Genomic DNA, 23,772 nt, shown 5'->3' on the forward strand with positions numbered 1-23,772 from the left:
CTATTTCTTTTTTACAGTAGCGCTTGAGTCGATGCAGGCTAGAAATTCTCATTATTTACCTACTTAATCATTTTTTATCAGAATTAAGGGTGCTTTGTCAAGCGGTCTCGCCTTTCAGAGGCTGGGAGGGCGATCGGCAAGGGAGGCTAAAGCTGCGCCTGGATCGGGCTGCTTGACCAGAGATTCGCCGATGAGGACGGCTTCGGCTCCGGCGCTGGCAACTTGAGTTAGGTCGTCGGGAGTGTGGATTCCTGACTCGCTGACGATGAGGATGCCTTTTGCTTGGATTTCGGTTTGGCGGGAGGCTAATAGTTGACCCGTAGTTTCTAGGCTGACGGAAAAGTCTGCTAGGTTGCGGTTGTTGATACCGATCAGGGTAACGCCTTCTAGGGTTAATACTCGATCGAGTTCTTCGAGAGTGTGAACTTCTATTAAAGCTGTCATGCCCAAAGTCTTGACAATTTTCACGAAATATTGTAAGTCTTTGTCAGACAGAATGGCTGCGATTAACAATACAGCATCCGCGCCGTGAATCCGGGCGAGATAGATTTGGTAGGGATAGATAATAAACTCTTTGCAAAGTAAGGGTAAATCGACGGCGGCACGGATTTTAGCGAGGTTGTCGAAGCTGCCTTGAAAGAACTTTTCATCGGTGAGTACGGAGATGCAACTAGCGCCGTTTTGTTGGTAAGCTAGGGCGATCGCCACCGGGTCGAAATCTTCGCGAATTACGCCTTTGCTGGGAGAAGCTTTTTTAACTTCGGCAATGATAGCGGGTGTGGTTTTGCCGTTTTTAAGGGCGGCAAGAAAGTCGCGGATGGGCGGTGCAAACGGGAGTTTTTTGTGAAGATCGGCTAATGGGGTGCGATCGCGTTTTTGGGCGACTTCAGCTTCTTTTTCCCAGACGATTTCTTCGAGGATGTGCTGGGGTTCGGCGTCGGGTACGGCGATTTGGTAGCTGAGGTAGAGTACGGAGACGGATGTGCTGGGGGGACGACGGCGGATTTGAAGCATGATAGGGGGATAAAGGGCGATCGTAACAAGTTTCTATTATATAAGGTCGATCGCCCTTTTCAATTTATGATAAAATGCGATTAACTAAGTATTCGGAGATAAACCGATGCAATTAGAAGACTATTTTGAATTTCTCGACCCCGATGACATCCGCATCAAAGGACATCGGATCGGCATTGACGATGTAATTAAATATTACTTGGATGGATATTCGCCCGACCAAATTCTGGAAGAATTACCAAGTTTGAATTTAGAGAAAATTTACGCGACGCTAACTTATTATCTGCAAAATCGGAGGCAGATGGATGCTTATATGTTGCGGCTGGCGAAGTGGCGGGAAGAACGCTATCAGGAATGGTTGGCTAAGGAACCTTCTGATGTAGTAAAGCGTGTAAGAGCAATCAAAGCACAGCGAGAACAGGAGTTACTTCTACTCAAGTGAAAATTCGTTTTTTACTCGATGAAAATTTGCCGCCTAAGCTTAAAAGTGCTGTTTTAAAACTCCAGCCGGAGATAGATATTTTGCGAGTGGGCGACGCCAATGCACCGCCATTAGGAACCCTCGATCCAGAAATCATCAGCTATTTGGAATCATCGCAAAGGTTATTGGTAACGGATAACCGCAAAAGTATTCCCGGACATTTGGAGGAATATTGGGCGACGGGAGGACAAATTTGGGGACTGTTTTGGGTGCGTCCAAGTGCAAGTTTAGGCAGATGGGCAGAAGAAATTGTGATAGTTTGGGAGACTTCGGAAGCTGAAGAATGGATTGATAAATTGGATTGGATTCCATTATAAAAAATTGTTGATAAAGTGCGTGAAGCGTAGCTATCCTGTAGGGAATCGCACATTTTGCGGCTAAAATCCCTTCGCTAACCCGCAAGTCCGCCGGGGGTTGAAAACCCCCGTCTCATAGCTAAAGTCCTCTAAAAGAGGACTGAAAAGCCAATTCAATAAACAAAGGTCGATCGCGCATTCCCAAATTTTACCAAAAGGTCGATCGCACATTTCTAAGTTCAAAATAATTCGCTGACAGTCTGAGGTTTGACTGTTCTATCTTTTGCGTGTTTCAGGGCACTTAACAAGCGATCGGCGTTTTTGGGCGAGCGCAGTAGGTATACTGTCTCCAATAAGCTTGCCAACTCGTCAGCGGCAATTAAGGCTACGTTTTCGCCGTCAGAGCGGGTGATGATGATGGCATCGCGATCGCTGATGACTTGTTCGCACAGTTCAGCTAGATTGGCTTGAGCTTCAGTATAGGTTACTTGGGTTTGTGTGAGTGACATGGTTTTTGGCTTCCCAATACTAAGGATATTATAAGGGCGATCGGGCCTCTTTTTCTATGTTGGGGCGGGAATAGTTAGTTTTGACATACTCTTTTAGTATCGGGCAAAGGGTGAAAAATGTGCGATCGCCCTCCGGGATTTTTTCAATTAATGAACGCCGTCCCAAGGATTGCATCACTTTCAAAAATTGCGATCGAGATAATTGCAGATTCTCTGGCACTTTTGCGATTGAAACTGGCGCGGTTTCACTCGCTAGCCATGACATTACCTGTTTCTCCGACTCGGATAAGCGATTAAATGGCTGATGCAGTAAAGATTCTAAATCACCTAAAAATAGTGTATCATCCGACAAAAATTCCGATAGGCTGCCGTTAAACAAATCTTGAATCATTGTAGCAACTATTTTTAACCACAAGGGATTGCCTCTGTATTGTTCAATTAGTTCAGACAATTTGGCATCTTCAGTTAAACCTTTTTCTCTAATAATTTCCCCCGCTGCTGCACCTAAACCATTCAGTTGTAATGAGCGAATCGGCTGGTTTTTGCCTTCTAATGCGGCGATTTCTCTGGGTTTTTCGGAACCTATCAGGATTAAACAACTATTGTGAGATAATTCTCCTACCTGTCTGAAGAGTGTGCCGTAATCTTCATATCCAGGTTTATAATTGCCAGCGAGTTGTCCGCTGCTATTTACCATTTGTACGTCATCGAGTATCAGCAGACAGCGGTATTTTTGCAAGTAGTCCAGTAGGGGCAAACCCCCCGTGGTTGCCCCATTCTCTGGGACAACCACGCCGTCGGCATTTGGGGCGGGCACGGGGGCACCGCCCCTACTAAAGAATTGAATTATATTTGTTTGAAGTATTGACAGGGGTGGAGATGTGGCGAGACTTCGCCAGATGATGAAATCAAATTCATGTTTGATTTGTTGGACAAGTTGGGCGGCGATCGCGGTTTTGCCAATGCCGACTATGCCGTGTATGGCGAGTAGGCGACAGTTTTCGTGTAAAATCCACTGTTTGAGGGTGGTGAGTTCGGATGTGCGATCGTAGAAAATGCCAGACTTAGGCATTTCAGCTAAGAATTGACGCAAGTTTGGTTCAGTGTTGCCTTTGTTTAGAGGTTCTTCATCAATTGGTGAGTTGGGTAATTTTGGGGAATGTGAATTATTTTCACAGAAGTTGACGTTACCAATGTGTACAAAATCTTTTTTATTGAAGTTCCACACATTTGAGAATTTTACTTGCTCCAATCTGACTCTAAAATTGGATTTATTGACTTCTTCGCCTAATACTTCTGATAGTAGCTTCCATAATTCAGAGGCAATATCTTTAATGTGACCTTCACTACAGTGAAATTGATCTGCTATTTTTGAGTATTTCTGACCTTGTAAAGTTCCCCGCAGTATCACCTCTTGCAGATTGTCTAAGTGTTTTCCCGTATTGACAAAAACTAGGTCGTCTGCAATTTTTAATATTTCTTGAACGTCCATAGGTCGGTGGTGTAGGAGTTTTACCTATTATGTCCTACTTTATCCGACTTTTTCTAGCCTGACCTACTTTATCCGGCTTTATCCGACTTAATAAGCTAAAAGAAAATTAAAATTCCCTACTTGTTCCGACTTTTCCCGACTGTACAAAACGGAAAAGTTACGTTTAAATAATATTTAAATTAGGCATTCATTAAGTTTATTTCAACATAAATAACATGAAAGTAAGGCTATTAATTTTGGGGCTTTGCCTACCAGTAACGATTGGTATGGTGTTGTTGTGTAACGTCAAGCCATCGAAAGCTGGCTGGAATCGAATTGGTGGCAAGGGTGCGGGTCAATATATAACAGCTAATAATAATCAAGAACGTCAAAATAGCGGGTTATTCTTGATGGGAATAGGAATAGTAGGAGGTATTATAAGCGCTGCTCTTAAAAAACCATAAGCAACACCTATAGGGTTGTCAATAGGTAGTAATAGCTAAGGCGGTAAATCCTGTCTACTTAAACCTTCGCTATTAGTTCTAATTATTTTTCATTTACAGTCAAGGTTTGGAGAAGTTTCTCCTTAGAAAATAGAAGTAAAAAGCTAACATGGTAAAAAAAACAACCACCCCTAAAATCAAAGTAATTTCGGGAGTAATTACTATTGTTTTTCTCGTTATTAACATCAGAGGATATGTTAGGGCGCAGCTAAACCTTCCTCCTATAAACTTCAATTCTCAGGAGCAGTTGCGTCCCCCATCAGGGTACAACCCGTTCGATCATTCTTTGGAAAAAGATATGATTTACCAGCGACAGCTTGAGTCAAATCGGCAGCAATGGGCAAACAATATAAATGCTCAAATGTATGCTTACGAGCAAAACGACAATTTAATAGAAAAGTTAGATGTGCTATTTATGTTTCTAGCTATCGCTAGTAGTGGTGGCTGGATCTTCTATTGTTCTAAAGTTAAAGGTAAAAACCCTACAAATGATAGCAATCAAGAATAACCATCACTTTTAATACTTAATTGAACGTTTATATGTCCTTAAAAGCTGGCTTATTCTCGATATTAGCCTACCTTATTCGACTGGGATACAGATTATTTCAACAAAAATAATCTTTATACAGATGATTGCTATCGCTCTAATTTAGTTAAATTTCTAACATTTATGAATACTTACCCAGTGATTTTGTATCCACTTTCTATTGAGAAAGCTTTGGCAAGCTTACCTCCAGTACCAGAACCACCTAAAGTTTTTCCTCCGCCAATACTTCAACTACTACCTAAGCCAGAAGAACCAGAAGTTTTTATTGAATCACCTCCTGTCAGGATAAAATTAATTCCATTATTTCTTTCTGAACTAGGAGTATCTATAATCAGTGCCTTAGTTGGTAGTGCTAGTAATAGCATGGGAGCCGGATGGACTTTTTTTATAATGTTAACATTAGGAGTGTTTGGGTTTGGTTATACCCAGGTTGAAAGCTATCCTATCAGACTTAGCCAATATCGGGAAGAACTAGCAGCTTACCAGGAAAAACGAAAGAGTTATCCTAAAATTATTAAAGACTGGGAACAATCCATACATCAAGAAAAAATTAAACATAAGAAGTTGCTTGCTGAAGGGGAACGTCAAAAGCAAGACTTAGAAAGAATCTACCAACAGGAAGTTGAAAACTTACGAAATCCCCAAAAAGTCAGTGATTGGAGGATGGAATCTTGCAAAAAAGAATTTTCATCACTTAAACCCCAAAAGTTTGACATAGAACCAGCAGAAGACAGAAGAGGATTCACAGAATTCCCTGATAATTGTCGATTTCCTAACCTGCTCAGAAACTATTTTGGTGATGATAAAATATTCATCTTAAAAATGGTAGTGTCTTACACACCAGATTTTGCCTATGTTGATCCTGAAAACAACTGGTTTTCAATAGATATTGAAATAGATGAACCATACACCCCACGCCAATATCCTAGGAATTATCCGTTGATACCAACTCATTGTATAGGTCAAGACGATAACCGTAACTACTTTTTTCAAAAGCGTGACTGGTATGTAATTCGTTTTAGCGAAAGACAGGTATTTCTTTATCCTGAAAGTTGCTGCAAAGTGATAGCTAAAATAATTTATGAAATTACAGGTGACGAATCAGTTTTTAGGCGGTTTGATAAGATTCCCGACTTACAGCCAGAACCATTGTGGACAGAAAATGATTCCATAAATAAAGCCGAAAGGCAAGAGAGATTAAATTATAGGCAAGTCATGTAACCTGGTCGTCCCAGCCTCACAATCAGAGAATTTATGGAAAACGAAATGCTGAAAAGAGCTAAAAGGGATTGAAGTGCGATTGCTCTTTGGTATAATCAAAGAATCCCGATCGCACACAACCCAATGGAATCTCTACCCAATAATTGGGATGAACTTGCTAAAATCTTAGAACCTATTCATATAAGTCTCCTCGCAACCCAACATTTAGAATCCTGTAATTACAAAATACGCGGTTATTGGGATAGTAATAAGTTTTATGAAGAGATAGCTTTCATTCATCCAATCTGTGCTGAGTTGATCGGGCGATCGATCGGCACAAATATCATCAACAACCATCCCACTTCTCACTGGATTAAGCTTAAATTTTTACTCAAAGCCGATTTATCTGATAGCGAAAATAACTTGGTTAGCGATGGCGATGATGAAATTGGCGAAGTGACTCTGATTTTAGATGCCAACTTCAAAGTGATTGATGAAAACTGGCTGATTGATATCGAATCTCCTTTTGTTGTTGCTAAGATTTAGCCATATTTTGAGCATTCTGCCTAAAGTGCGATCGCCCTCCCATCATTTATAACAAATATGAGCATTAACGATAAACTTAAAAACATACTGATGCAACTTCGATCGCACTTCGAGTAACTCTACGGCGATCGCCTCACCCAAATGGTACTCTACGGTTCCCATCTCCATAAGCCTTTGACGGGCGCGCCGGATGCCCACCCACAAAAAACTTACTCTTTGTGGAACAGGCATCTTGCCTGTTCTGGAGAATGCTAAAAGATGCAATTGCGAGCACTTTTATCTCCTTTAACTTGCTCTACCACCGCCCTAAAACAGAATACCGAAATCCCCGACTTATTCAACAAGTCGGGGAGATAAAACAAGAAAACAGCCCCTACAAATTAATGACTACCCGCTCCAGCCGCCCGTTTAAACGCCTCATCCAACACTTCCGAAAGCGTCGGGTGAGTGTGAACTCGGAATGCTAAAGTGTTCACAGAATCGCGCTGGGCGATCGCATTTGCCGCTTCCTGAATCAAATCCGAAGCGTGCAAACCGAAAATGTGAACTCCCAACAACTCCCCAGTATCTTTCCGGTAAATCACCTTAGCCATACCGTCGGTTTCACCCTCCGCAATAGCCTTAGAATTTCCCTTAAAATAACTCTTGACAGAACCGACCTCAAACCCTTCAGTTTTTCCTAACTCCTTCGCCGCAGGTTCAGTCATCCCCACATAGCTAATTTCCGGGTGAGTAAACGCCGCCGCCGGGATACTCAAATAGTCAACTTCGCGAGCTCGCCCGCAAATATTTTCCACCGCAGCAATTCCCTGAGCAGACGCAGAATGCGCTAACATCATCTTGCCATTAACATCGCCGATCGCCCACAAATTTTGCACCGGTTCTCCCCCCGCCAAAACCTGCATCTTATCGTTAACTGGGATATAACCGCGCATCGTTTCCACGCCAACAGTTTCTAACCCCAAATTCTTGCTCACCGGAACCCGACCAGTTGCTACCAAACAAGCATCAACTTCCAAAACTTCCACAACTTCCTTAGTTTTGAAATCAGCTAATTCAATAATGACCGGCGAACCAGGAATAATCTTCTTAGCCAACAACCCAACTTTTGTTTCAATATCGCGGGGTGCAATTAACACTCGTTCTGCCAACTTAGCAATATCCGGGTCAAAAGTCGGCATCAACTGATCTAGAGCTTCAATCATCGTAATTTCGCAGCCCAGGGCTGTGTAAATATCCGAAAACTCCAAACCGATATAACCGCTGCCAATAATTGCAATCCACTTCGGGAGGGATTCCAACCTGACAGCATCATCGCTGGTAAATACAGTTTTGCCATCAATTTCTATCCCAGGGGGGACGAAGGGAACCGAACCGGGAGCGAGAATAATATCCTTGGCGGTAATAGTTTTCTCGCCTTTATCGGTTTCGACGGTAATTTTTTGAGCACTGGCAATTTTGCCCCAACCTTGGATGACATCGACGTTCAAACGTTTGAGGCTGTTGGTCAAGTCGCCACGAAGTTTGCTAACAATAGTATTAGCGTGATTGGCGATCGCCCCGCGATCGAAATCCACACTCCCCAACTGAATGCCCAAAGTCTTCAGGTGGTGGGCATTCCGCAAATCTCGCACTCGCCCGGAAGCTGCCAACAGCGCCTTAGAGGGAATGCAGCCGCGGTTGACGCAAGTCCCCCCCATATCGCCCGCTTCGATAATTGCCACTTTCAGCCCGCAGCTAACCGCGTGTATGGCCGCGCCGTGTCCGCCCACGCCAGCGCCGATAATTGCTAAATCGTAATCAAATCCCTGAGTCACCTTAAAATCTCCTAATGCCTTTGAAATCTTAGGACTCAAGCAAAAAACACCGTCTCTGGGTCCTTTCGGGGTGGCGCGTTGCCATCGCAACCCTTGAACAGCGGTAATAGTTGCATAAGTCCTGTCTCCTTATTCTCGACTAGACTAGGGTTAATTAGACAACGAAAGAGCCGTAACTGAGATTTTTTCAGGGTCGATGATTTTGAGCTGGGTCTGCACCAAGTCTCAAATCACTCAGTAGGCGGGTGTAGAGTTAAATATAGTTTGAAGGCTGACAATGCCCGCAGCAGGTTTTATATGGGGCAGCAAGTTCAGCCACAGGCATTCCCATCGCCCGGTTAAATTCTGTCCTCCTGCTTGTTTTAGTCGGTTTTCATGTCTAATATCTGCACGCGCCGGGGCGGACAGAGTTTGTTGGCAAATTTTAGACCCTATGGAGTGGCTTATGACGGATGACGATGACCAGAAAGATTTACGCCGGGCCTCGGCTCAATCATTTTTTGAGTCCCTGGATGAATTGTTCGATTCTATAGAATCGAACAGCACTCAAGTTGCACAACCTAAATCTCCACCGCCTCCGGCGAAGTCTTCGAGTCAGTCTTCGAGTTTGCCGAAGAAGACTAGACCTGCGAAAATTAATTTGTCGGATTTTGAAGATGCGATCGCCGATTTGGAACAGTTTATCCAGAAAAAACACTCCAAACGCCCGGAATCCAATCAATAGTGCGATGACACATTTTCAAGTAATGACTGTGGACTGTTGACTGTTGACTGTTGACTGTTGACAAGCGAAAAATTTTAGACCGAAGTTCCAGCTCCCAGATTCATCTGTGGAGTCAATTTTTAAATCTAAAATCTACAATCTACAATCTAGAATCGACTGGCTATTAACGGTGCTTTAAGCTTAAGCTGCTTATGTCGCCGCCTACAATATATTCATATTTCGTTGAGGATTGAGTTACAAGAATCAAGCCAAATAAATTATCTCAATTTACTATTAATAGCCTTGTTTTTAGGCTTTGAGTGCTGCGGTAATTGCCTCGATCGCACTTCGATCGCCCGATCGCCGATCGCACTCAAAGGCAACTCCAATTCATCAATATCAATATCATTGCGGAACTTCACCGGAATATCAGCACCGTTAATAATCGCTCCCAACAGCCGCAGCCCAGATTTATGCGACTCGTCCTCCTCAGATTCCTGCAACTGATCGGCAGCCTCAGACAACATACTAGACAAAGTGTAACCAGGCCGCGCCACCAAAATCATACCATCCGTGTACGGTTCCAGCGTCAGCGCGTCGTTGCACTCGCTCAAAGCCGGAGAATCCACAACCACAAAATCAAAGCGGTTGCGAACATCCTCAAACAATCTCCGCATTTCGCTGGATTCTAGTACGGCGGAGGCTTGCCGCAAAAAGCCGGGACTCGGCACAACGTATAGGTTCTCTACCTCTGGAACCAAAAGAACGCACTCGCTAATATTGCCGTAATAGTGCAAAGGTTCCACAGTCGCCAAAGGATCAGCAGCAATTTTCAAAGATTCAACGTTAGAAGGCGATCGCAAATCTGCTTCAATTAGCAAAGTCCGTTTACCCGATCGAGCCGATGCAATTGCCAAATTGTAAGCACTAAAACTTTTCCCCTCCAAAGGCGCAGCCGAAGTCAGCAACACCACCTTCACCGGTTTGTTCCCGATCCGGCGCAAATTAGTACGCAACCGCTCGTAAAATTCCAAATAGGGAGAATTTGCCTCCAAGGCGAGCGGCATTATTTCATCGCCGTAGGAATCAAATACCGTCACTTCAGGCAAAACTCCCAGTATCGGCACTTCTTTTTCCACCAATGCCGCCCGCACTTCTTCCCAACTATAAAACTTGCCGTTGAGCATCCCCAACAAAAATATCAATCCCCCGCCCAGCAGCAATCCCACAAATCCGCCCACCGCCAGCATCACGGGCAAACCTCTCTTGTTTGACTCAACGTCATCAGTTTGCGGCCATTGGGCGATTCTCAAACTCCCCGTTGTCTCAGCTACCGCCGCCTCAGCATCTACCAAAGCCGACAGCATCTTGTCGTAGAGAGCTTTTTTGAAAGCCACTTGCTGGGCTAACCGCGCTTGTTCTAACTGCTTATTGGGGATTGTCGCGTGTTCCCGACGCAATTCTTGTTCAGTTTTCTCGATTCCTTGGAGTTGCTGTTGCGCCGTATCCCGCTGCGTTTGCAAAGCAATCAAAGTTTGAGCTAACTGCTGTCTGGCCGGATCTAAAGAAGAGTCTACCCGAATTCGATCGGCACTTCTGAGCGGAGCAGCCACCCCGTTACCGCCGAGTACCTCAGACTGGCGCTGCTGCAACTGCTGCTCAAAAGCAAGTTTTTGTTTGAGCAATTCTACAATTTTCGGGTGTTCCTCCTGCAAGTCGCTGCGGAGAATTTTGAGCTGAGATTCGATCGAAAACAATTGCACTCGCAGTTGGGCAATAATTGGATCGGCAGAGAGTGCTTGAGCGACGTAAGCTTGCTCCACATTCAATCCCAAGCGATCCTGCAAACTATTAATTTGAGCTTCAATTCCTCCCAACTGCACGCGGAGTTGCCGCTGCTGCTGTTGGATGCTGGTAATCGCTAGTGGCAAAGCACCGCTCTGAGCTGCTAAAATTGAAGTTCCTTCTCGTTTTTCGTAGGCTTCAAGTTTTGCTTCCGTCTCTCTGAGTTCCTGAGTTACTTTTGGCAAACGCTGGTTAATTTGGGCGATCGTTTCTCGCAGTCTAGAAGTATTAATACTTTTGCTGTGTTCCACCATTTCGTACATCAGCGTCTTTACTACCGCTTCTGCTTGTTTACGATCGCCATTTTTGTACAATATTTGAATCAAAGCGCTGGGGTCATTATTCTTACTGGGCATCTTTACTTGAACATCTTTTGCCAGCTTTTTAGCCAAAGCTTGTACTTTTTCTGCCGCTTCTTCTTTGTTTGATTTTTGTTCGGGTTTGATGAGTTTTTCTGCTGCTGGTTCAACCACCCTTGTATCCAGCAGCATATCTTTAGTTATTTCTTGTCCTTCCTGTTGAATTTTAGTAGTAGTAGATGAAAAAATCACGCTCGGTCTGTCGTAGGCCAGCGTACCTATTGCAACGTAAACTGGCGCAGGCTTTGGCTGCAGGGCTACTACTCCCGACACGCCCACAGTCACCGCGAGAGTAGCCAGTCCCACCCACTTGTATTGGTCGAAAGCAATTAAATAACGTTTGACAACGGATAAAGTCATGACGATTTTAGATTTTAGATTTTAGATTTTAGATTTTAGACTTGAAGATTTTCTAACGATAAATCCTAATTAATGACCGATAACTACTGATACCAGTTAACAAAAAACCATATAGCAATCCTCGCCTCATTTGTGAATTTCTTACTTTCTCCCCTTGATAAGGGGATGGTTGGGGTGGGGTAAAAAGTTTACGGCTCCTGCAAGGATTGCTATACAACTGTACGCCCGTGTTGCCAAGTATTATAGAATAAGTAATTCCCAATCACAAATCGAAAATCGAAAATCGAAAATCTAAAATGGTATGACTACCTATCATTACGTGACGGGCCGAACAAATCTGTTACCCCATTTCTCAACTGCTCAAAGAACAGAATAAATCCCAAAGTATCGCGAAATGGTCGAGTAAAAGTATTGATTACATAACCAATGCGCTCTACCAAATTCCTACCAATAACAATCACATCATTATCTTCGAGCATCGGGTTCTGAGAAACATTGCCCTCCAAAGCAGCTTTAGCATCTATCGAACGGTTGATTGTTCTACCTTGCTTTTCGTCGAACCGAATCAGCGCTATTTTCCGCAAGTCAGCAAGATTAACAGGCAAGTTGTTGAGAGCATCCAAAAACCTGCTGCCATTTTCAACGTAGAACGAGGTCAAACCACCACTAGCGTAACTCAAAACTCGAACGTAGATCCTGGGCTTAATCAAAGTAGACCGCGAAACCAGAGCTTTGTCGTAGTCTAGGTTTTTGGTACTAGCTTCCAATTCCGGGATGACAATCACATCTCCCGATGCCAAAGGAAAATCGAACAAATCGTTACCGTTTGCTAGGGGAGTGTAGAGGTCGATTGGTTCCTCCACCGAGGAGCCGTCCATCAGCGTCCGCCGCACTCGCACCTCCCGCAAATCGGCTTTTCCCGTGACTCCCCCCGCAGTCACCAAAGCAGCCGAAATACGACCAGAACCCGCCGGAAGCGTGTAAAAACCCGGTTTGCTGACTTCTCCGGTGACAGTGATTTGGACGGGGACAGCAGCAGCAGCGAGGCTGTACCTGGATGCTAAATCTTGATCGGATTTACGATCGGGCGTAACCTGTTTATACGGTACGACGATCGCATCTCCATCTTCCAAACGCAAATCCGGTGGAGCAATACCAGTTTGCAGCGGTGTCAAAATATCAACAACTTGCTCCGCCACTGCACCGGACGGCAGAGTCCGCCGCACCCGCACCGCCCGCAGTTGGGCCGTAGGAGTAGTCCCAGCAGCAGCAGCCAGAGCCGCAGGAAGCTGGGGGGTTTGCAGCGGATAAAAACCCGGTCTCGCCACCTCCCCCGTCACCGTCACCACTACGGGGCGCTGAACCAGCAAAGCAGCCGAGACTTGAGGATTTTTGATAAATTGGCCAAAACGCTCCCGGAGGCGCTGCTGTGATTCTTCGACAGTAAGACCGCGCACATTTACTGTTCCGATTAGCGGCAGTACAATTACCCCTTCAGGGCTGATTGCACCTGTAAAACCTAGCTCAGGGAAGCGCTGAACTTGAACAGAAATCTGGTCTCCCGGCCCCAGGCGGTAGGGCCGATTCCGAAAAGCTGGGTTAATATCCCGGTTGAAATTGGCAGGCGGCGGTGGCGGTACAGGCGGTGGCGGTGGCGCCACGAGTCGCTCGTCTCTGGGAACAACAGATTGAGCTAAAGCCGTTTCCGAAAAATTTTTGCTATTAAAACCCCAGAATACAGCAGCAAAAGATAGAGTCCAAACAGTGGAATGCAGGCCTGCCAAGTAAAAAGCGAGGCGATTTTTAATAGTGGATTTTTGCCGCATTTTCAGAGGATTTAAAAAAGTAATATTTTGAATAATGACCTGATTTGTAAGTTTCATCTAAATATAGCGACGACAAAAAACAATAAGATATTTTCGTGCGGGTTGAACTAGAATATTGACTAGGAAGCAGTAGATTTTGGCAAAACTCGCCCACGCCCTAGGCTGATTTATTTGCACCTACCTGCTTACTAAAACCGAAAAGTTTCTGTAATTAATTTAGCCTGGACACTTTCGGCAAGAGATTCCAGCAATGGTTGAGCTATCTTAATGTCGCCCTGGGGTTGAATGGGAAGGATGATACTGATAGCAACCCAAGAGGCGCGGCGGTTCGAGAGTCTAGCAATGCTGTCTTCCCAAAACCAGCGACTGGTTGTTGGAGAACCCCCGTTAGGCCAAGCGTACCACTGCACGACAGCAAAAGTTTGTTGGCGAGTCCAGCTTCGGAAAAACCTCGCCTCGACAGTAGGCGGTGGCTGGCCGGGTATTGGTGCTAATTTAACTGTAAACCTCAAAGTGCGATGAGAATCGGTTTGCCATCGGTGAAATCCATCGATATCTAGCCATTCTACTTGGGGCTGGTTTTTGGGGTAATTTTGAGGCAACAGCAATAAAATGGCAATTGTTTTATCCTTTTTAATTTCTTGAACTAACCATCTGTGAGTGCCAATTTGGACGTTATTCTGAACGGCTATAACCTGCCACCCAGGAATTTTTATCCCGTTTTGGCGTACACTTCTTAATTGCTTGAGGTTGGCAAGGGTTGGCGGGTTTGTCCAAGGCCACCTTCCCGTCGCGTAGCCGGGAATTGCTACTGCCCCAACTAATACCAGCAAAAACACCAGTACCATAATTTTAGATAATTGATACCGCCGCAGGAGTTTCTGTGCTGAAATCATCTGTTTCATTAATTGCCAGACTGACTTGGGAAATACTTTTCCATTCCGTTGAGGAGAAGTACCAATAACCCTAGTATACAAGCAGAATATAAATCTCCGCCCCATCCGGCGTGCAGCCAAGTAAAAAGCGCCTCTCTGTCGGTTCCGTGAAAGTAAGTTAGCAAAGTATTGCGAAAAATGTTGGAAGTGATGCTAATAATGGATGTAATCACTAAAAACAAAAGACTTTTTTTGCCCGAGTTCCAAACTCCCGTCCAATCCAGCAGAATTAAGCTAACGTAAAGACTGGTAAACAGCATTTTCAAGCCTGCACAGTGTGGAGCAACTTCTACAATGCGATCGTTCACGTACAGATAAATTTCTTCCACTCTCACGTTGATACCAACCTTAATTAATATCCAGCCTGATGTTTCAGCAATGAATTGCTGTAAGGGCAAGGCGTAGGGTTCTATGAGGTAAGGAATGTGGTTTGGCGAGGCCAGAAATACGAATAAAAGCGGCATCGCCTGCAATTTTAAGCCGGGAATTCCTTTTAAAGATAAGCAAATGCTGGCCAGCATTATGGGAAGGGATAAATTTACTAAATCGCTCAAGCGACTCAGATAAAAAAGCGTGGCTAGTACCAGCAAAAAGCCTCCCAAAGGATGCGGTGAATTGGGCAAGTTGCGCCAGCACTTTCGGTTCATCCAAGCAATATAAGCTGCGTAGGGTAAACCAATTAGTCCGTGGCTGAAATATTCGTGTTCGAGGCTGATGGTTTTGTTGAACCAGCCGTCGTACCAGTGTACTAGCAAGGGGGCGTACAGCAGCACTAGGAGCGCCGTGATACCTTCCCCCAGGAGGTATCGCTTGAAAACAATGCGAATTTTGCGCTGGATTTGCATGGTTTGAGAAGTTTTAAGATTGCCGCGCTGGATTCGCAACGCTTTGGGGTTTTAAAGTGTGAGTTAAAGATTTGTTAATTCCCGACATCAGGCATCAATATCAATAAAGGACTCTCGCGCAGGGTGGGGGCGGGTTTATTTAACCTGTCTGCACCCTTTAAAGCTATTGGTGAACCCGCCCCTACGGGTTTTTGATATGGGTGCCTGATGTGAGTTAATTCGGAACTTAAATGCTTTTATAACTGCACTCTACTGCTGGAAACAGGTTCCGCATAACTTTTATGAACAATTAGCAATTCAATGATAGTACGATCGCCCGAACAACTTGCTCGATCTGAGTATTGCTCAATCCGGGATACATTGGCAATGATAAAATTTGTTGGCACAGGGTTTCTGCGTGGGGGAAGTCGCCCGGATTGCCTAAGTTTTGGTAGGCGGGTTGCAGGTGACAAGGTACGGGATAGTGTATACCTGTTTGAATGCCGTGTTGGGCGAGTTTTTCCTGAAGGGTGTTGCGGTTGAGCGAGCTTTTCTCCGTAATTTGGATAACATAGAGGTGATAAATGTGACCGCTGCTGCTGTGGTTGGCGATGGGTACAATGCCTTTGCGTTTCAGGGGTTCTAATAGACTATTGTAGTGTTGGGCGGCGGCGGCGCGATCGCGATTCCATTTTTCTAAGTAAGGCAATTTAACATTGAGCACGGCGGCTTGCAAATTGTCGAGGCGGCTATTGGTGCCAATTTCTGTGTGCAAATATTTGCTGGGTGCTCCGTAATTGCGGAGAGTTCGCATTTTTTCTGCGAGCTCTGCATCATTAGTAATTAACATCCCGCCGTCGCCAAAAGAACCGAGGTTTTTGCTGGGATAAAAGCTGAATGCTGCTGCTTTTCCAATGGAACCCGCGCGGTATCCTTCTCTGTGGGCTAAGTGCGCTTGGGCGGCATCTTCAAATATGATTAAATCGTGGCGGTTCGCAAAATCTAAAAGCTGTCCCGGCGATACCATTTGACCGTAGAGGTGTACGGGAATAATTGCTTTAGTTTTTGAGGTAACTGCTGTTTCGGCTGCTGTGAGGTCAATCAGGGCGGTTTCCGGGTCGCAATCTACAAGAATAGGTATAGCTTTGGCTTGGAGGACGGCGATCGCGGTGGCGATAAAAGTGTTAGCGGGTATGATAATTTCGTCGCCCGGATTAATGCCGCAAGCTTGGAGTCCCAGAGCGATCGCATCTGTTCCGCAAGCCACTCCTACGCCGTATTTTACTCCAGAAGCTGCAGCAAATGCTGTTTCAAATTCGGCGAGGGCTTGGCCTAAAATAAAATCTCCTTGCTCGATAATTTTTCCAATTGTTTCTGTTATTTGAGATTGGATTGGTTGGTGTTGCAGGGAGAGGTTGACAAATGGAACTTTTGGCGGGCGACTACTCATACATCAGAGGAATACGAATTATTTATATTAACATTTAAGTTCGGATATCTTTGATTTTTTTAACCGCAGAGGGCGCAGAGAGCGCAGAGGAAGAGAGGAGAAAGCCTCGCGCACTTTTCTGGAGCTTTCAATTAAATCAAGGTTTTTCTGTAATATAGAATCAGATATTTTTCCCGCAATCAAACTCATGGAATACAAAAAACTAGGCGACAGCGATTTATCAGTATCTGAAATCTGTTTGGGTACGATGACTTATGGCCAGCAGAATACCGTTGAGGAAGCGGCCCAACAGCTCGATTTTGCGATCGATAGAGGAATCAACTTTATCGATACGGCGGAAATGTATCCTGTCCCTGGAAAGGCGGAAACTCAGGGAAAAACAGAGGAATATATCGGCGAGTGGTTGGCGAAGCAGCAGCGGGATAAAGTCATTATAGCGACTAAAGTGGCGGGCAGAAGCACTCGCTTAAAGTGGATTCGGGAAGGGAAAAATCAGATCGATCGCCCAAATGTCGAAAAAGCCCTGAATGACAGCCTGAAGCGCTTGCAAACTGACTACATCGACCTCTATCAGATCCACTGGCCAGACCGCTACGTGCCCTTATTTGGTGCGCCGGATTACGACATCGCCCAAGAACACGAAACTGTACCGATTTTGGAACAGTTAGAGGTATTTGCTGACTTGATTAAAGCTGGCAAAATCCGCTATTTAGGTTTGAGTAACGAGACGCCTTGGGGAGTTTGCGAGTTTTGCACGTTGGCTGAAAAACACGGTTTGCCGAAGGTTGTTTCGATTCAGAATGCTTTCAGTTTGAGCAATCGGACATTTCACCTAAATTTAGCAGAAACTTGCCGTTTTAAGAATGTGGGATTGATGGCTTACAGTCCTTTGGGGTTTGGGCTGTTAACGGGTAAATACTTGAATGGAATTCCCGAAAATTCCAGGTTGGCTTTATTTGCGGGATTTGGTCAGCGTTACGATAAAACTAATCTGAATGATGCGGTGAAAGCGTATGTTGAGATTGCGGGGAAACATGGGATAAGTCCGGCGCAGATGGCTTTGGCGTATGTGCGATCGCGCTGGTTTGTAACTAGCACAATTATCGGTGCAACCAGCCTCGAACAGTTGGAGGAAAATATCGGTAGTTTGGAGGTGAATTTGGATAAGGATATCATAGCGGAAATCAATGCGGTGCACGCTAAGTATCCGAATCCGACACCGTAAGTTTATTAGTAGGTTGGGTTGAGCTAACGAACCCTACGTTTCACTTCGCCCAACTTACTACTTTAATATGCGAAAATTACATAAACAGAACTTACGCACTCCGCCAAAGAAACCGGGTTTTTTACTGCATCTGCGGGCTCTAACGAAGTTTTCTCGCAAAAAACCCGGTTTCTGAGTTCTCATGCGTAACTCCTATTTGAGGAAGTTTGAAACTTCTGGTTGGGAAAAGGTTTTTGAATGCGATCGCACTCAAGTATTAGATGTGCTGAGAGGTTTTCTTGAGGAAGTGATGCAGCTAGCTGTAGATAAAGGTTACATCACGCTGGAAGAGAAGGAGGAATTTATTCGTCCGGCTTTTGCTAGCAGTACGGATGCTGTGGTATTGAGTAAGTAGTTGGTTTTGGTGGTGTTTTGGGCGATCGACCTTTTTGTGGTTAATGAATATTTTAACCTTGTTTAAAATCTAATCCCAGCGCTGGGATTGGCGATCGCACTTTTTGTTGTCAATGAATATTTCAACCGCAGATGATGTACGGGCGAGACGCCCGTACCACAAATCATGTACGGGCGTCTCGCCCGTACCACAATGAAAGAGGATGTTTTGGGCGATCGTTCTTGACGCAGAGGAAATGGGAGAGAGGGGCGATCGAGGCCATAGCATCCCAAACTCAACAATTTTTCAAGTCAAAAATCCCATTGCTGGGAATTTTCCCGATTGGATCGCCTTCGCCCCAAGCCCCAGCCAATTGCTGCTATCCCTGGGAATGTTTGGTCAGTTATGACAAAGATCGAGGACAGTGGTTAAAAGATCGGGATTAGTTAAATGCTAAGCCATTAATACCTAAGTATCCGGGTAAGTACATTAATTATAATATTGGATATTTCAAATATCGCTCTGAGCCTTTTTCACAATAGTCAGCTAGGCTGAATTATTTAATTATCAAGCTTTTGATAGTCACATATACACATTCTAATCTCTCATATTATCTTGGCCAACCGGGATATATTGAGAGATTATAACCTTTAAATATTATCCTAAATTTTCCTATTTTGGGGTTGCCAATGTAAGTTTATTAGTGTAGAGTGGGAGAGTGCAAGACAGAAGAAATAGTCCTCACCCCAAGTGTAAGAACGATAACCCTTTAATGTCTTGTATTTGTCGTAATACTGAATCCTTGACTCCTGAACTTTGAAATTTGAAAATCTTTGCTCTAAAGTCTTGGATTTTTGGCAATACCGAATCCTGTGTGATACGGAAAAGCCCCGCCTGAAGTAACGATTCAGACAGAGGCCTTGCTTTAGCTAGACAACTCCCGGTGGTTGACATCTCAACTTCAGACCACCACAAGTTCACCTAACTATGGAAATATATGTCCCACAATTATACTTCACAATGCGAGTCGTTGTACACCAACCTTCGGCGGACTCAGAAAACCCTCTCTGTTTTGGCGGAATCGAACCGCGCTTTGGCGAAGTTGTACTGCGCTTTGGCGGAGTCGCACCGCGCTTTGGCGGAGTCGCACCGCAGTGTGCTTGAGGAAAAGGAAGCACAGGATGAAACTATTAAAGACCAGCAACAGGTAATAGATGACTTGAATCGCAAACTTGATTGTCAGCCAAATTACTGCGAAAACGATGGTTCATCAAACTGCGCAATGTCACGATCGCGAATATGTTACGGATAGACTAGGAATCTCATAGAAACCTCGATCGCCCTTCCCATTCATAAAATAGGATAATGGAAAAAGGCGATCGCACTTCACCCTAGAATCTTTCTCAACTAAACCCATGAGTACAATTCGCTTACAACTAGCCGAATACTTGAAATGTCGAGGTTTCACCCCCGAAAACTTAGTCGAAGCTGTGGGCGAAACACTCAATCCTGAAACCGTATACCAACTGATCGAAAAAGCAGAAAAGCTCAACCATTTAGACTTATCCGTCCTCGCCGCCATTATAGATGGCTTGAGCAAACTCAATGGTTTTCCAGTTAGCATCGCAGAAGTGCTAATATTTTTTCCTGACATTTCCGAGGAAGCATTGGCAAAATCGTCTTGGCGTCAACTTTACCTCGTCGATAATGAAATTCCTCCCTATGATTGGGGAGATGTAGACCCGATGAAACTTGGTCAACCCGTGCGCTATATACCGGGAGTAGGTGCTGTTATTCTTGAAGACGAAAGGGTATAGCAATAAGCGTGGCTAATAGATTCACCATCCGCGATATTTTACTGGTTGATTTCCCTCCTCAAACGCCTGCACTGCACGAACAGCAAGGAATACGCCCTGCTGTAGTAGTGGGGAGGTCAAGCAACACAGGTACGATCCGTTTTGAGCTTGTGATTGTTGTGCCGATTACCAGACAATCAGGAGATTGGACTACACAAAATCCAATTTTATACCCAAGTCTTCAGGCAGGAATGGGAAATCTAACGGCCGACTCGATAGTATTGCTGGATCAAGTACGCGCTGTAGATATCCGGCGAGTATTGCGCTATCTTGGCAGTTTAACCGCAGAAGAGTATCAGCCGATCGCAAATGGACTAAAAGCGATGTTTGGCTTTTGAATTATCCCTTCATTACCTAAACGTTTATCGCGCAGATGCTTAATACGATTCCCTACGGGATAGCTTCGCTTCACGCACTTTTTGCTGTTTTTCCTGCAAAAATTCGGCAAACTTGCTGGGCCCAAAGAAACCGGGTTTTTAGCGAATCTGTGGGCTACAGCGAAGTATTTTCGTAAAAAACCCGGTTTCTGAACCTCATGCGTAAGTCTTATAATTGCAACTGATGCGGATAAACTGTTTCAACACCAATCGTTTCTATAAATGCGCCCGGTTCATCCTGAGTTTCAGGAACAAAATCCCCGCCAACTTCCGCTTTCACCCATCCGCCAAACAATTCTACTAAATAAGCTTCACCATTCTTGAAAACCTCAACAATTGCTCCGGCTGTTTCTCGCGGTGCAATCTCGCCATCAGCGAGGGCGACTGCTTCGGTTAAATTAACTGCATCGAATAATTTAAACTTGCTCATTGCTGTCTCCCAACCGTTTATTGCACAAATGCTGAATACGATCGCACTTTCCTACTCTAAATAGGAAGTCGCCGTACTCGATAACGATTATCTTCCACTGTCACAATCGCACCTGTTTCCAAATCTTCACCGCACTCTGACAAAACAGCCAGCAATCTAGCACTAACAAACACTGGAATAGTGGTTTGCAGTCTAAAAATAATTACACTTGGAAGAGATTGAGAACTGATAGCCAAAAGCTCGCCAAAATCCAGGTCAAAAGTTAAAACAATTCGTTGCTCTTGGCGTGCTTTTTCCAGGATCTCAGAATCGGGCAAACGCTCCAATCCTTGCTCATTTAAGTGTACAGCATTATATCCCTGCTGGCGCAGTGCAAGCACCGTTACAGGAGACACACCCATGTCTGCCAAGAATTTCATGCTGGAGTCCCGCTAAATGGACGAATTTGCTCGTTCGTCAAAAATGCCGCATACTGGAGACTAGCTTTAATATCCTCAGCTTCCAAATAAGGATAAGCTGCCAAAATTTCCTCTACACTCATCCCATTTGCTACTAAACTCACTACCAAAGAAACAGTAATTCGCATTCCTCGAATGCAAGCTCTTCCTCCCATAATTTTTGGATCGAAGGTAATGCGATCGAACATCATATCCTCCCACTCTTCCTTAATGTCCCAATAGCTTATCCCGCAAATGCTTAATCCGATCGCGCAATTTACCCGCCTCCTCAAACTCCAACTTCTTAGCCGCCGCCTTCATCTGCGCTTCCAACCGCCCGATTAACTGAGGAATCTCATCCAAAGATAACTCGTTTACCTGTTCGTAAACCTCCTCCAACTGCTGAGAATTCAGCTTGCGCGACACATCCAAAAATGCCAAAATCGCATTACTCGATCGCTTTTTCGCGATCGGCTGCGGCGTAATCCCGTGCATCTTATTGTACGCTAGCTGAATCCCCCGGCGTCGATCCGTTTCATCGATCGCCTTAACCATACTATCCGTCAAATTATCCGCGTACAGAATAGCCTGTCCCTGAACGTGCCGCGCCGCCCTTCCAATCGTTTGAATCAACGAACGTCCCGATCGCAAAAACCCCTCTTTATCCGCATCCAAAATTACCACCAGCGAAACTTCCGGCAAATCCAAACCTTCCCGCAGCAAGTTAACACCAATCAATACATCAAACTTACCATCCTGCAAATCTTGGATAATTTCGATGCGTTGAATCGACTGAATTTCCGAGTGCAAATACCGCACTCTAATTCCCCTTTCCTGCAAATATTCGGTTAAATCTTCCGCCATCCGCTTCGTTAAAGTCGTCACCAAAACTCGCTCGTCCCGACTTACTCTCTCCTTAATTTCCCCCAACAAATCATCAATTTGTCCTTCCGTCGGGCGCACGAAAATAGTCGGATCTATTACTCCGGTAGGGCGAATTACTTGCTCTGCTACTCTGCCTTCCGATATCTCCATTTCCCAATCCCCAGGCGTAGCAGAAACAAAGATGCACTGATTCTCTTTTGCCCAGAATTCCTCTGCTTTTAAAGGGCGGTTATCGGCAGCGCTGGGCAAGCGAAAACCGTGTTCTATCAATACTTTTTTCCGTGCTTGGTCGCCGTTGTACATCCCCCGAATTTGCGGCACTGTGACGTGAGATTCATCTATCACCAACATCCAATCTTTCGGGAAATAATCAATCAAACATTCCGGCGGTTCCCCGGCATTTCTCCCTGCTAAATGCCTCGAATAATTCTCGACTCCGTTGCAGTAACCTACCTCGCGCAGCATTTCCAAATCGTAGCGAGTGCGCTGTTCCAACCGCTGAGCTTCTAATAGTTTACCCTCTTTTTCAAATTCTGCCAGTCGGTCTTCTAATTCGAGTTCTATTCCTTGGCAAGCTGCCTCTAATTTATCTTCCGCCGTGACAAAGTGGCGCGCTGGATAGATATTTAAAGCCGTTGAACTTTGCAGGATTTTACCTGTTACGGGGTCAACGTAGCGAATGGCATCGATTTCGTCGCCGAAGAATTCAACGCGAATAATTCTATCTTCGTAAGCAGGGCCGATTTCCAAAACATCGCCTTTAACGCGAAATTTGCCTCTGCCTAAATCTATATCGTTGCGGCTGTATTGAACGTTGACTAAATCGCGCAAAACTTGCCGCTGGTTGACTTCCATTCCTACTCGCAAAGGAATAGCCGCTTTCAGGTATTCTGCGGGCATTCCTAAACCGTAGATGCAGCTAATTGAAGCAACTACAATTACGTCACGACGTTCAAAGAGCGATCGCGTGGCTGAGTGTCGCAACATATCGATCTCGTCGTTAATTGCTGCCGTCTTCTCAATAAAAGTATCGGTGACTGCGATGTATGCTTCAGGTTGGTAGTAGTCGTAATAACTGACAAAGTATTCGACTGCATTGTTCGGGAAAAAATTTCGCAGTTCGTTGCACAGTTGAGCTGCTAGGGTTTTGTTGTGTGCTAGGACTAAGGTGGGTCTGCCGACTTTTTCAATCACCGAGGCAATGGAGAAGGTTTTACCCGTACCTGTGGCACCGAGTAAGGTTTGAAATCGATCGCCCGCTTCGATGCCTTTGACAAGTTGCTTGATCGCTAGCGGTTGGTCGCCTGTGGGCTGGAAGGGCGCTTGCAATTGAAAAGATGCTGCCGCAGTTACCATAGGAAAATGTAGCTATTACCCATAAATCTTAACAAAAATGCAGAGATTCTGCAATTTCGTTCAGAAAATAGTTAAACTTTGTAATATTATTTTAATCATCGGCCGAAATAGAAAGCAGAAAGCCCACCAAAGCAGTTGTCCGAACCC

Annotated in this window: 27 protein-coding genes; 12 read left to right on the forward strand and 15 right to left on the reverse strand. The window is 44.8% G+C overall.

The window, feature by feature from the left end; translation table 11 throughout:
• Positions 1 to 114: 114 nt before the first annotated feature.
• The gene (trpC, locus tag QUB11_RS16810) at positions 115 to 1,014 is read right to left on the reverse strand and encodes an indole-3-glycerol phosphate synthase TrpC (RefSeq protein ID WP_333204801.1); all 900 of its coding nucleotides are present in this window, start codon (positions 1,012 to 1,014) and stop codon (positions 115 to 117) included.
• A gap of 106 nt (positions 1,015 to 1,120) precedes the next feature.
• Between trpC and QUB11_RS16815 the strand changes: the two genes are divergently transcribed.
• Together QUB11_RS16815 and QUB11_RS16820 are read left to right on the forward strand one after the other, a co-directional pair.
• On the forward strand, positions 1,121 to 1,456 hold the full coding sequence (locus QUB11_RS16815; RefSeq protein ID WP_333090952.1) for a DUF433 domain-containing protein: 336 nt from the start codon (positions 1,121 to 1,123) through the stop codon (positions 1,454 to 1,456).
• Positions 1,453 to 1,812 (forward strand): DUF5615 family PIN-like protein, encoded by a 360-nt coding sequence (locus QUB11_RS16820; RefSeq protein ID WP_333204798.1) that lies wholly within the window; start codon positions 1,453 to 1,455, stop codon positions 1,810 to 1,812. The genes QUB11_RS16815 and QUB11_RS16820 overlap by 4 nt, the downstream gene beginning before the upstream one ends.
• Positions 1,813 to 2,030: 218 nt before the next feature.
• Here QUB11_RS16820 and QUB11_RS16825 read toward each other — a convergent pair whose 3' ends face one another.
• Together QUB11_RS16825 and QUB11_RS16830 are read right to left on the reverse strand one after the other, a co-directional pair.
• Positions 2,031 to 2,300 (reverse strand): type II toxin-antitoxin system prevent-host-death family antitoxin, encoded by a 270-nt coding sequence (locus QUB11_RS16825; RefSeq protein WP_333204796.1) that lies wholly within the window; start codon positions 2,298 to 2,300, stop codon positions 2,031 to 2,033.
• Between the two features lie 28 nt (positions 2,301 to 2,328).
• The gene (locus QUB11_RS16830) at positions 2,329 to 3,792 is read right to left on the reverse strand and encodes an NB-ARC domain-containing protein (RefSeq protein ID WP_333204795.1); all 1,464 of its coding nucleotides are present in this window, start codon (positions 3,790 to 3,792) and stop codon (positions 2,329 to 2,331) included.
• A gap of 215 nt (positions 3,793 to 4,007) precedes the next feature.
• Between QUB11_RS16830 and QUB11_RS16835 the strand changes: the two genes are divergently transcribed.
• The 4 genes from QUB11_RS16835 (at position 4,008) to QUB11_RS16850 (ending at position 6,567) form a co-directional block, all read left to right on the forward strand.
• Positions 4,008 to 4,235, forward strand: a complete 228-nt coding sequence (locus QUB11_RS16835) for a hypothetical protein (protein ID WP_333204793.1) — start codon at positions 4,008 to 4,010, stop codon at positions 4,233 to 4,235.
• Between the two features lie 148 nt (positions 4,236 to 4,383).
• Positions 4,384 to 4,782, forward strand: coding sequence for a hypothetical protein (locus QUB11_RS16840; protein WP_333204791.1), 399 nt, complete (start codon positions 4,384 to 4,386; stop codon positions 4,780 to 4,782).
• A 162-nt stretch (positions 4,783 to 4,944) separates the two neighbouring features.
• Positions 4,945 to 6,042: a hypothetical protein gene (locus QUB11_RS16845; protein WP_333204789.1), complete on the forward strand. Its 1,098-nt coding sequence runs from the start codon at positions 4,945 to 4,947 to the stop codon at positions 6,040 to 6,042.
• A 123-nt stretch (positions 6,043 to 6,165) separates the two neighbouring features.
• The gene (locus tag QUB11_RS16850) at positions 6,166 to 6,567 is read left to right on the forward strand and encodes a hypothetical protein (RefSeq protein WP_333204787.1); all 402 of its coding nucleotides are present in this window, start codon (positions 6,166 to 6,168) and stop codon (positions 6,565 to 6,567) included.
• Positions 6,568 to 6,609: 42 nt separating this feature from the next.
• Here the strand turns inward: QUB11_RS16850 and QUB11_RS16855 are convergent, their stop codons facing one another.
• On the reverse strand, positions 6,610 to 6,798 hold the full coding sequence (locus QUB11_RS16855) for a hypothetical protein (RefSeq protein WP_333204785.1): 189 nt from the start codon (positions 6,796 to 6,798) through the stop codon (positions 6,610 to 6,612).
• Positions 6,799 to 6,947: 149 nt separating this feature from the next.
• Positions 6,948 to 8,384 carry a dihydrolipoyl dehydrogenase gene (lpdA, locus tag QUB11_RS16860; protein ID WP_333204783.1) on the reverse strand — a complete coding sequence of 479 codons (1,437 nt, stop codon included), beginning with the start codon at positions 8,382 to 8,384 and terminating at the stop codon, positions 6,948 to 6,950.
• 445 nt (positions 8,385 to 8,829) lie between these two features.
• Between lpdA and QUB11_RS16865 the strand changes: the two genes are divergently transcribed.
• Complete coding sequence (locus QUB11_RS16865) at positions 8,830 to 9,108, forward strand: hypothetical protein (protein WP_333204781.1); 279 nt, start codon at positions 8,830 to 8,832, stop codon at positions 9,106 to 9,108.
• Between the two features lie 257 nt (positions 9,109 to 9,365).
• On the opposite strand, the gene QUB11_RS16870 is transcribed toward QUB11_RS16865, so the two are convergent.
• From QUB11_RS16870 to QUB11_RS16890, 5 genes are all read right to left on the reverse strand, one after another.
• Positions 9,366 to 11,651, reverse strand: a complete 2,286-nt coding sequence (locus QUB11_RS16870) for a lipopolysaccharide biosynthesis (RefSeq protein WP_333391201.1) — start codon at positions 11,649 to 11,651, stop codon at positions 9,366 to 9,368.
• A 305-nt stretch (positions 11,652 to 11,956) separates the two neighbouring features.
• Positions 11,957 to 13,534, reverse strand: coding sequence for a polysaccharide biosynthesis/export family protein (locus QUB11_RS16875; RefSeq protein ID WP_333391203.1), 1,578 nt, complete (start codon positions 13,532 to 13,534; stop codon positions 11,957 to 11,959).
• Positions 13,535 to 13,665: 131 nt separating this feature from the next.
• Positions 13,666 to 14,382, reverse strand: a complete 717-nt coding sequence (locus QUB11_RS16880; protein ID WP_333056499.1) for a cyanoexosortase B system-associated protein — start codon at positions 14,380 to 14,382, stop codon at positions 13,666 to 13,668.
• Positions 14,382 to 15,257: a cyanoexosortase B gene (crtB, locus tag QUB11_RS16885; RefSeq protein ID WP_333056500.1), complete on the reverse strand. Its 876-nt coding sequence runs from the start codon at positions 15,255 to 15,257 to the stop codon at positions 14,382 to 14,384. Before crtB ends, QUB11_RS16880 begins: the two co-directional genes overlap by 1 nt.
• Positions 15,258 to 15,546: 289 nt before the next feature.
• The gene (locus QUB11_RS16890) at positions 15,547 to 16,686 is read right to left on the reverse strand and encodes a DegT/DnrJ/EryC1/StrS family aminotransferase (protein WP_333391205.1); all 1,140 of its coding nucleotides are present in this window, start codon (positions 16,684 to 16,686) and stop codon (positions 15,547 to 15,549) included.
• A gap of 187 nt (positions 16,687 to 16,873) precedes the next feature.
• Here QUB11_RS16890 and QUB11_RS16895 point away from each other — a divergent pair, with 187 nt between their 5' ends.
• Together QUB11_RS16895 and QUB11_RS16900 are read left to right on the forward strand one after the other, a co-directional pair.
• Positions 16,874 to 17,911 (forward strand): NADP(H)-dependent aldo-keto reductase, encoded by a 1,038-nt coding sequence (locus QUB11_RS16895; protein WP_333204769.1) that lies wholly within the window; start codon positions 16,874 to 16,876, stop codon positions 17,909 to 17,911.
• A 181-nt stretch (positions 17,912 to 18,092) separates the two neighbouring features.
• Entirely contained in the window at positions 18,093 to 18,305 is a 213-nt protein-coding gene (locus QUB11_RS16900; protein WP_333204767.1) for a hypothetical protein, read from the forward strand.
• A 69-nt stretch (positions 18,306 to 18,374) separates the two neighbouring features.
• Here QUB11_RS16900 and QUB11_RS16905 read toward each other — a convergent pair whose 3' ends face one another.
• Positions 18,375 to 18,572 carry a hypothetical protein gene (locus tag QUB11_RS16905; RefSeq protein WP_333204765.1) on the reverse strand — a complete coding sequence of 66 codons (198 nt, stop codon included), beginning with the start codon at positions 18,570 to 18,572 and terminating at the stop codon, positions 18,375 to 18,377.
• A 709-nt stretch (positions 18,573 to 19,281) separates the two neighbouring features.
• Between QUB11_RS16905 and QUB11_RS16910 the strand changes: the two genes are divergently transcribed.
• The 3 genes from QUB11_RS16910 to QUB11_RS16920 all read left to right on the forward strand — a co-directional run bounded on the left by QUB11_RS16910 (position 19,282) and on the right by QUB11_RS16920 (position 20,478).
• A complete protein-coding gene (locus QUB11_RS16910) occupies positions 19,282 to 19,596 on the forward strand; it encodes a hypothetical protein (RefSeq protein ID WP_333204763.1) in 315 nt (104 codons plus the stop codon).
• Positions 19,597 to 19,699: 103 nt separating this feature from the next.
• Positions 19,700 to 20,101 (forward strand): hypothetical protein, encoded by a 402-nt coding sequence (locus QUB11_RS16915; RefSeq protein WP_333056515.1) that lies wholly within the window; start codon positions 19,700 to 19,702, stop codon positions 20,099 to 20,101.
• Positions 20,102 to 20,109: 8 nt separating this feature from the next.
• Positions 20,110 to 20,478, forward strand: coding sequence for a type II toxin-antitoxin system PemK/MazF family toxin (locus tag QUB11_RS16920; protein WP_333056516.1), 369 nt, complete (start codon positions 20,110 to 20,112; stop codon positions 20,476 to 20,478).
• Between the two features lie 208 nt (positions 20,479 to 20,686).
• Here the strand turns inward: QUB11_RS16920 and QUB11_RS16925 are convergent, their stop codons facing one another.
• Genes QUB11_RS16925 through uvrB form a run of 4 tightly spaced genes read right to left on the reverse strand, consistent with a single transcriptional unit; the run spans position 20,687 to position 23,625 of the window.
• On the reverse strand, positions 20,687 to 20,947 hold the full coding sequence (locus tag QUB11_RS16925) for a DUF4926 domain-containing protein (RefSeq protein WP_333056517.1): 261 nt from the start codon (positions 20,945 to 20,947) through the stop codon (positions 20,687 to 20,689).
• Positions 20,948 to 21,003: 56 nt separating this feature from the next.
• Positions 21,004 to 21,366: a DUF5615 family PIN-like protein gene (locus QUB11_RS16930; protein ID WP_333141537.1), complete on the reverse strand. Its 363-nt coding sequence runs from the start codon at positions 21,364 to 21,366 to the stop codon at positions 21,004 to 21,006.
• Complete coding sequence (locus QUB11_RS16935; protein ID WP_424405108.1) at positions 21,363 to 21,596, reverse strand: DUF433 domain-containing protein; 234 nt, start codon at positions 21,594 to 21,596, stop codon at positions 21,363 to 21,365. The genes QUB11_RS16930 and QUB11_RS16935 overlap by 4 nt, the downstream gene beginning before the upstream one ends.
• 16 nt (positions 21,597 to 21,612) lie before the next feature.
• Positions 21,613 to 23,625: an excinuclease ABC subunit UvrB gene (uvrB, locus tag QUB11_RS16940; RefSeq protein WP_333204760.1), complete on the reverse strand. Its 2,013-nt coding sequence runs from the start codon at positions 23,623 to 23,625 to the stop codon at positions 21,613 to 21,615.
• Between the last annotated feature and the right edge of the window lie 147 nt (positions 23,626 to 23,772).

Source organism: Microcoleus sp. B6-A1, assembly GCF_036705085.1.
Classification (GTDB): Bacteria; Cyanobacteriota; Cyanobacteriia; order Cyanobacteriales; family Microcoleaceae; genus Microcoleus.

Excerpts from the sequence above, each read along its gene's own strand:
- trpC (WP_333204801.1), bottom strand. The coding sequence starts at position 1,014 with ATGCTTCAAATCCGCCGTCGTCCCCCCAGCACATCCGTCTCCGTACTC.
- QUB11_RS16815 (WP_333090952.1), top strand. The coding sequence starts at position 1,121 with ATGCAATTAGAAGACTATTTTGAATTTCTCGACCCCGATGACATCCGC.
- QUB11_RS16825 (WP_333204796.1), bottom strand. The coding sequence starts at position 2,300 with ATGTCACTCACACAAACCCAAGTAACCTATACTGAAGCTCAAGCCAAT.
- QUB11_RS16830 (WP_333204795.1), bottom strand. The coding sequence starts at position 3,792 with ATGGACGTTCAAGAAATATTAAAAATTGCAGACGACCTAGTTTTTGTC.
- QUB11_RS16835 (WP_333204793.1), top strand. The coding sequence starts at position 4,008 with ATGAAAGTAAGGCTATTAATTTTGGGGCTTTGCCTACCAGTAACGATT.
- QUB11_RS16840 (WP_333204791.1), top strand. The coding sequence starts at position 4,384 with ATGGTAAAAAAAACAACCACCCCTAAAATCAAAGTAATTTCGGGAGTA.
- QUB11_RS16845 (WP_333204789.1), top strand. The coding sequence starts at position 4,945 with ATGAATACTTACCCAGTGATTTTGTATCCACTTTCTATTGAGAAAGCT.
- QUB11_RS16850 (WP_333204787.1), top strand. The coding sequence starts at position 6,166 with ATGGAATCTCTACCCAATAATTGGGATGAACTTGCTAAAATCTTAGAA.
- QUB11_RS16855 (WP_333204785.1), bottom strand. The coding sequence starts at position 6,798 with ATGCCTGTTCCACAAAGAGTAAGTTTTTTGTGGGTGGGCATCCGGCGC.
- QUB11_RS16865 (WP_333204781.1), top strand. The coding sequence starts at position 8,830 with ATGACGGATGACGATGACCAGAAAGATTTACGCCGGGCCTCGGCTCAA.
- QUB11_RS16870 (WP_333391201.1), bottom strand. The coding sequence starts at position 11,651 with ATGACTTTATCCGTTGTCAAACGTTATTTAATTGCTTTCGACCAATAC.
- QUB11_RS16875 (WP_333391203.1), bottom strand. The coding sequence starts at position 13,534 with ATGAAACTTACAAATCAGGTCATTATTCAAAATATTACTTTTTTAAAT.
- QUB11_RS16880 (WP_333056499.1), bottom strand. The coding sequence starts at position 14,382 with ATGAAACAGATGATTTCAGCACAGAAACTCCTGCGGCGGTATCAATTA.
- crtB (WP_333056500.1), bottom strand. The coding sequence starts at position 15,257 with ATGCAAATCCAGCGCAAAATTCGCATTGTTTTCAAGCGATACCTCCTG.
- QUB11_RS16890 (WP_333391205.1), bottom strand. The coding sequence starts at position 16,686 with ATGAGTAGTCGCCCGCCAAAAGTTCCATTTGTCAACCTCTCCCTGCAA.
- QUB11_RS16895 (WP_333204769.1), top strand. The coding sequence starts at position 16,874 with ATGGAATACAAAAAACTAGGCGACAGCGATTTATCAGTATCTGAAATC.
- QUB11_RS16900 (WP_333204767.1), top strand. The coding sequence starts at position 18,093 with ATGCGTAACTCCTATTTGAGGAAGTTTGAAACTTCTGGTTGGGAAAAG.
- QUB11_RS16905 (WP_333204765.1), bottom strand. The coding sequence starts at position 18,572 with ATGCTATGGCCTCGATCGCCCCTCTCTCCCATTTCCTCTGCGTCAAGA.
- QUB11_RS16910 (WP_333204763.1), top strand. The coding sequence starts at position 19,282 with ATGTCCCACAATTATACTTCACAATGCGAGTCGTTGTACACCAACCTT.
- QUB11_RS16915 (WP_333056515.1), top strand. The coding sequence starts at position 19,700 with ATGAGTACAATTCGCTTACAACTAGCCGAATACTTGAAATGTCGAGGT.
- QUB11_RS16925 (WP_333056517.1), bottom strand. The coding sequence starts at position 20,947 with ATGAGCAAGTTTAAATTATTCGATGCAGTTAATTTAACCGAAGCAGTC.
- QUB11_RS16930 (WP_333141537.1), bottom strand. The coding sequence starts at position 21,366 with ATGAAATTCTTGGCAGACATGGGTGTGTCTCCTGTAACGGTGCTTGCA.
- QUB11_RS16935 (WP_424405108.1), bottom strand. The coding sequence starts at position 21,596 with ATGATGTTCGATCGCATTACCTTCGATCCAAAAATTATGGGAGGAAGA.
- uvrB (WP_333204760.1), bottom strand. The coding sequence starts at position 23,625 with ATGGTAACTGCGGCAGCATCTTTTCAATTGCAAGCGCCCTTCCAGCCC.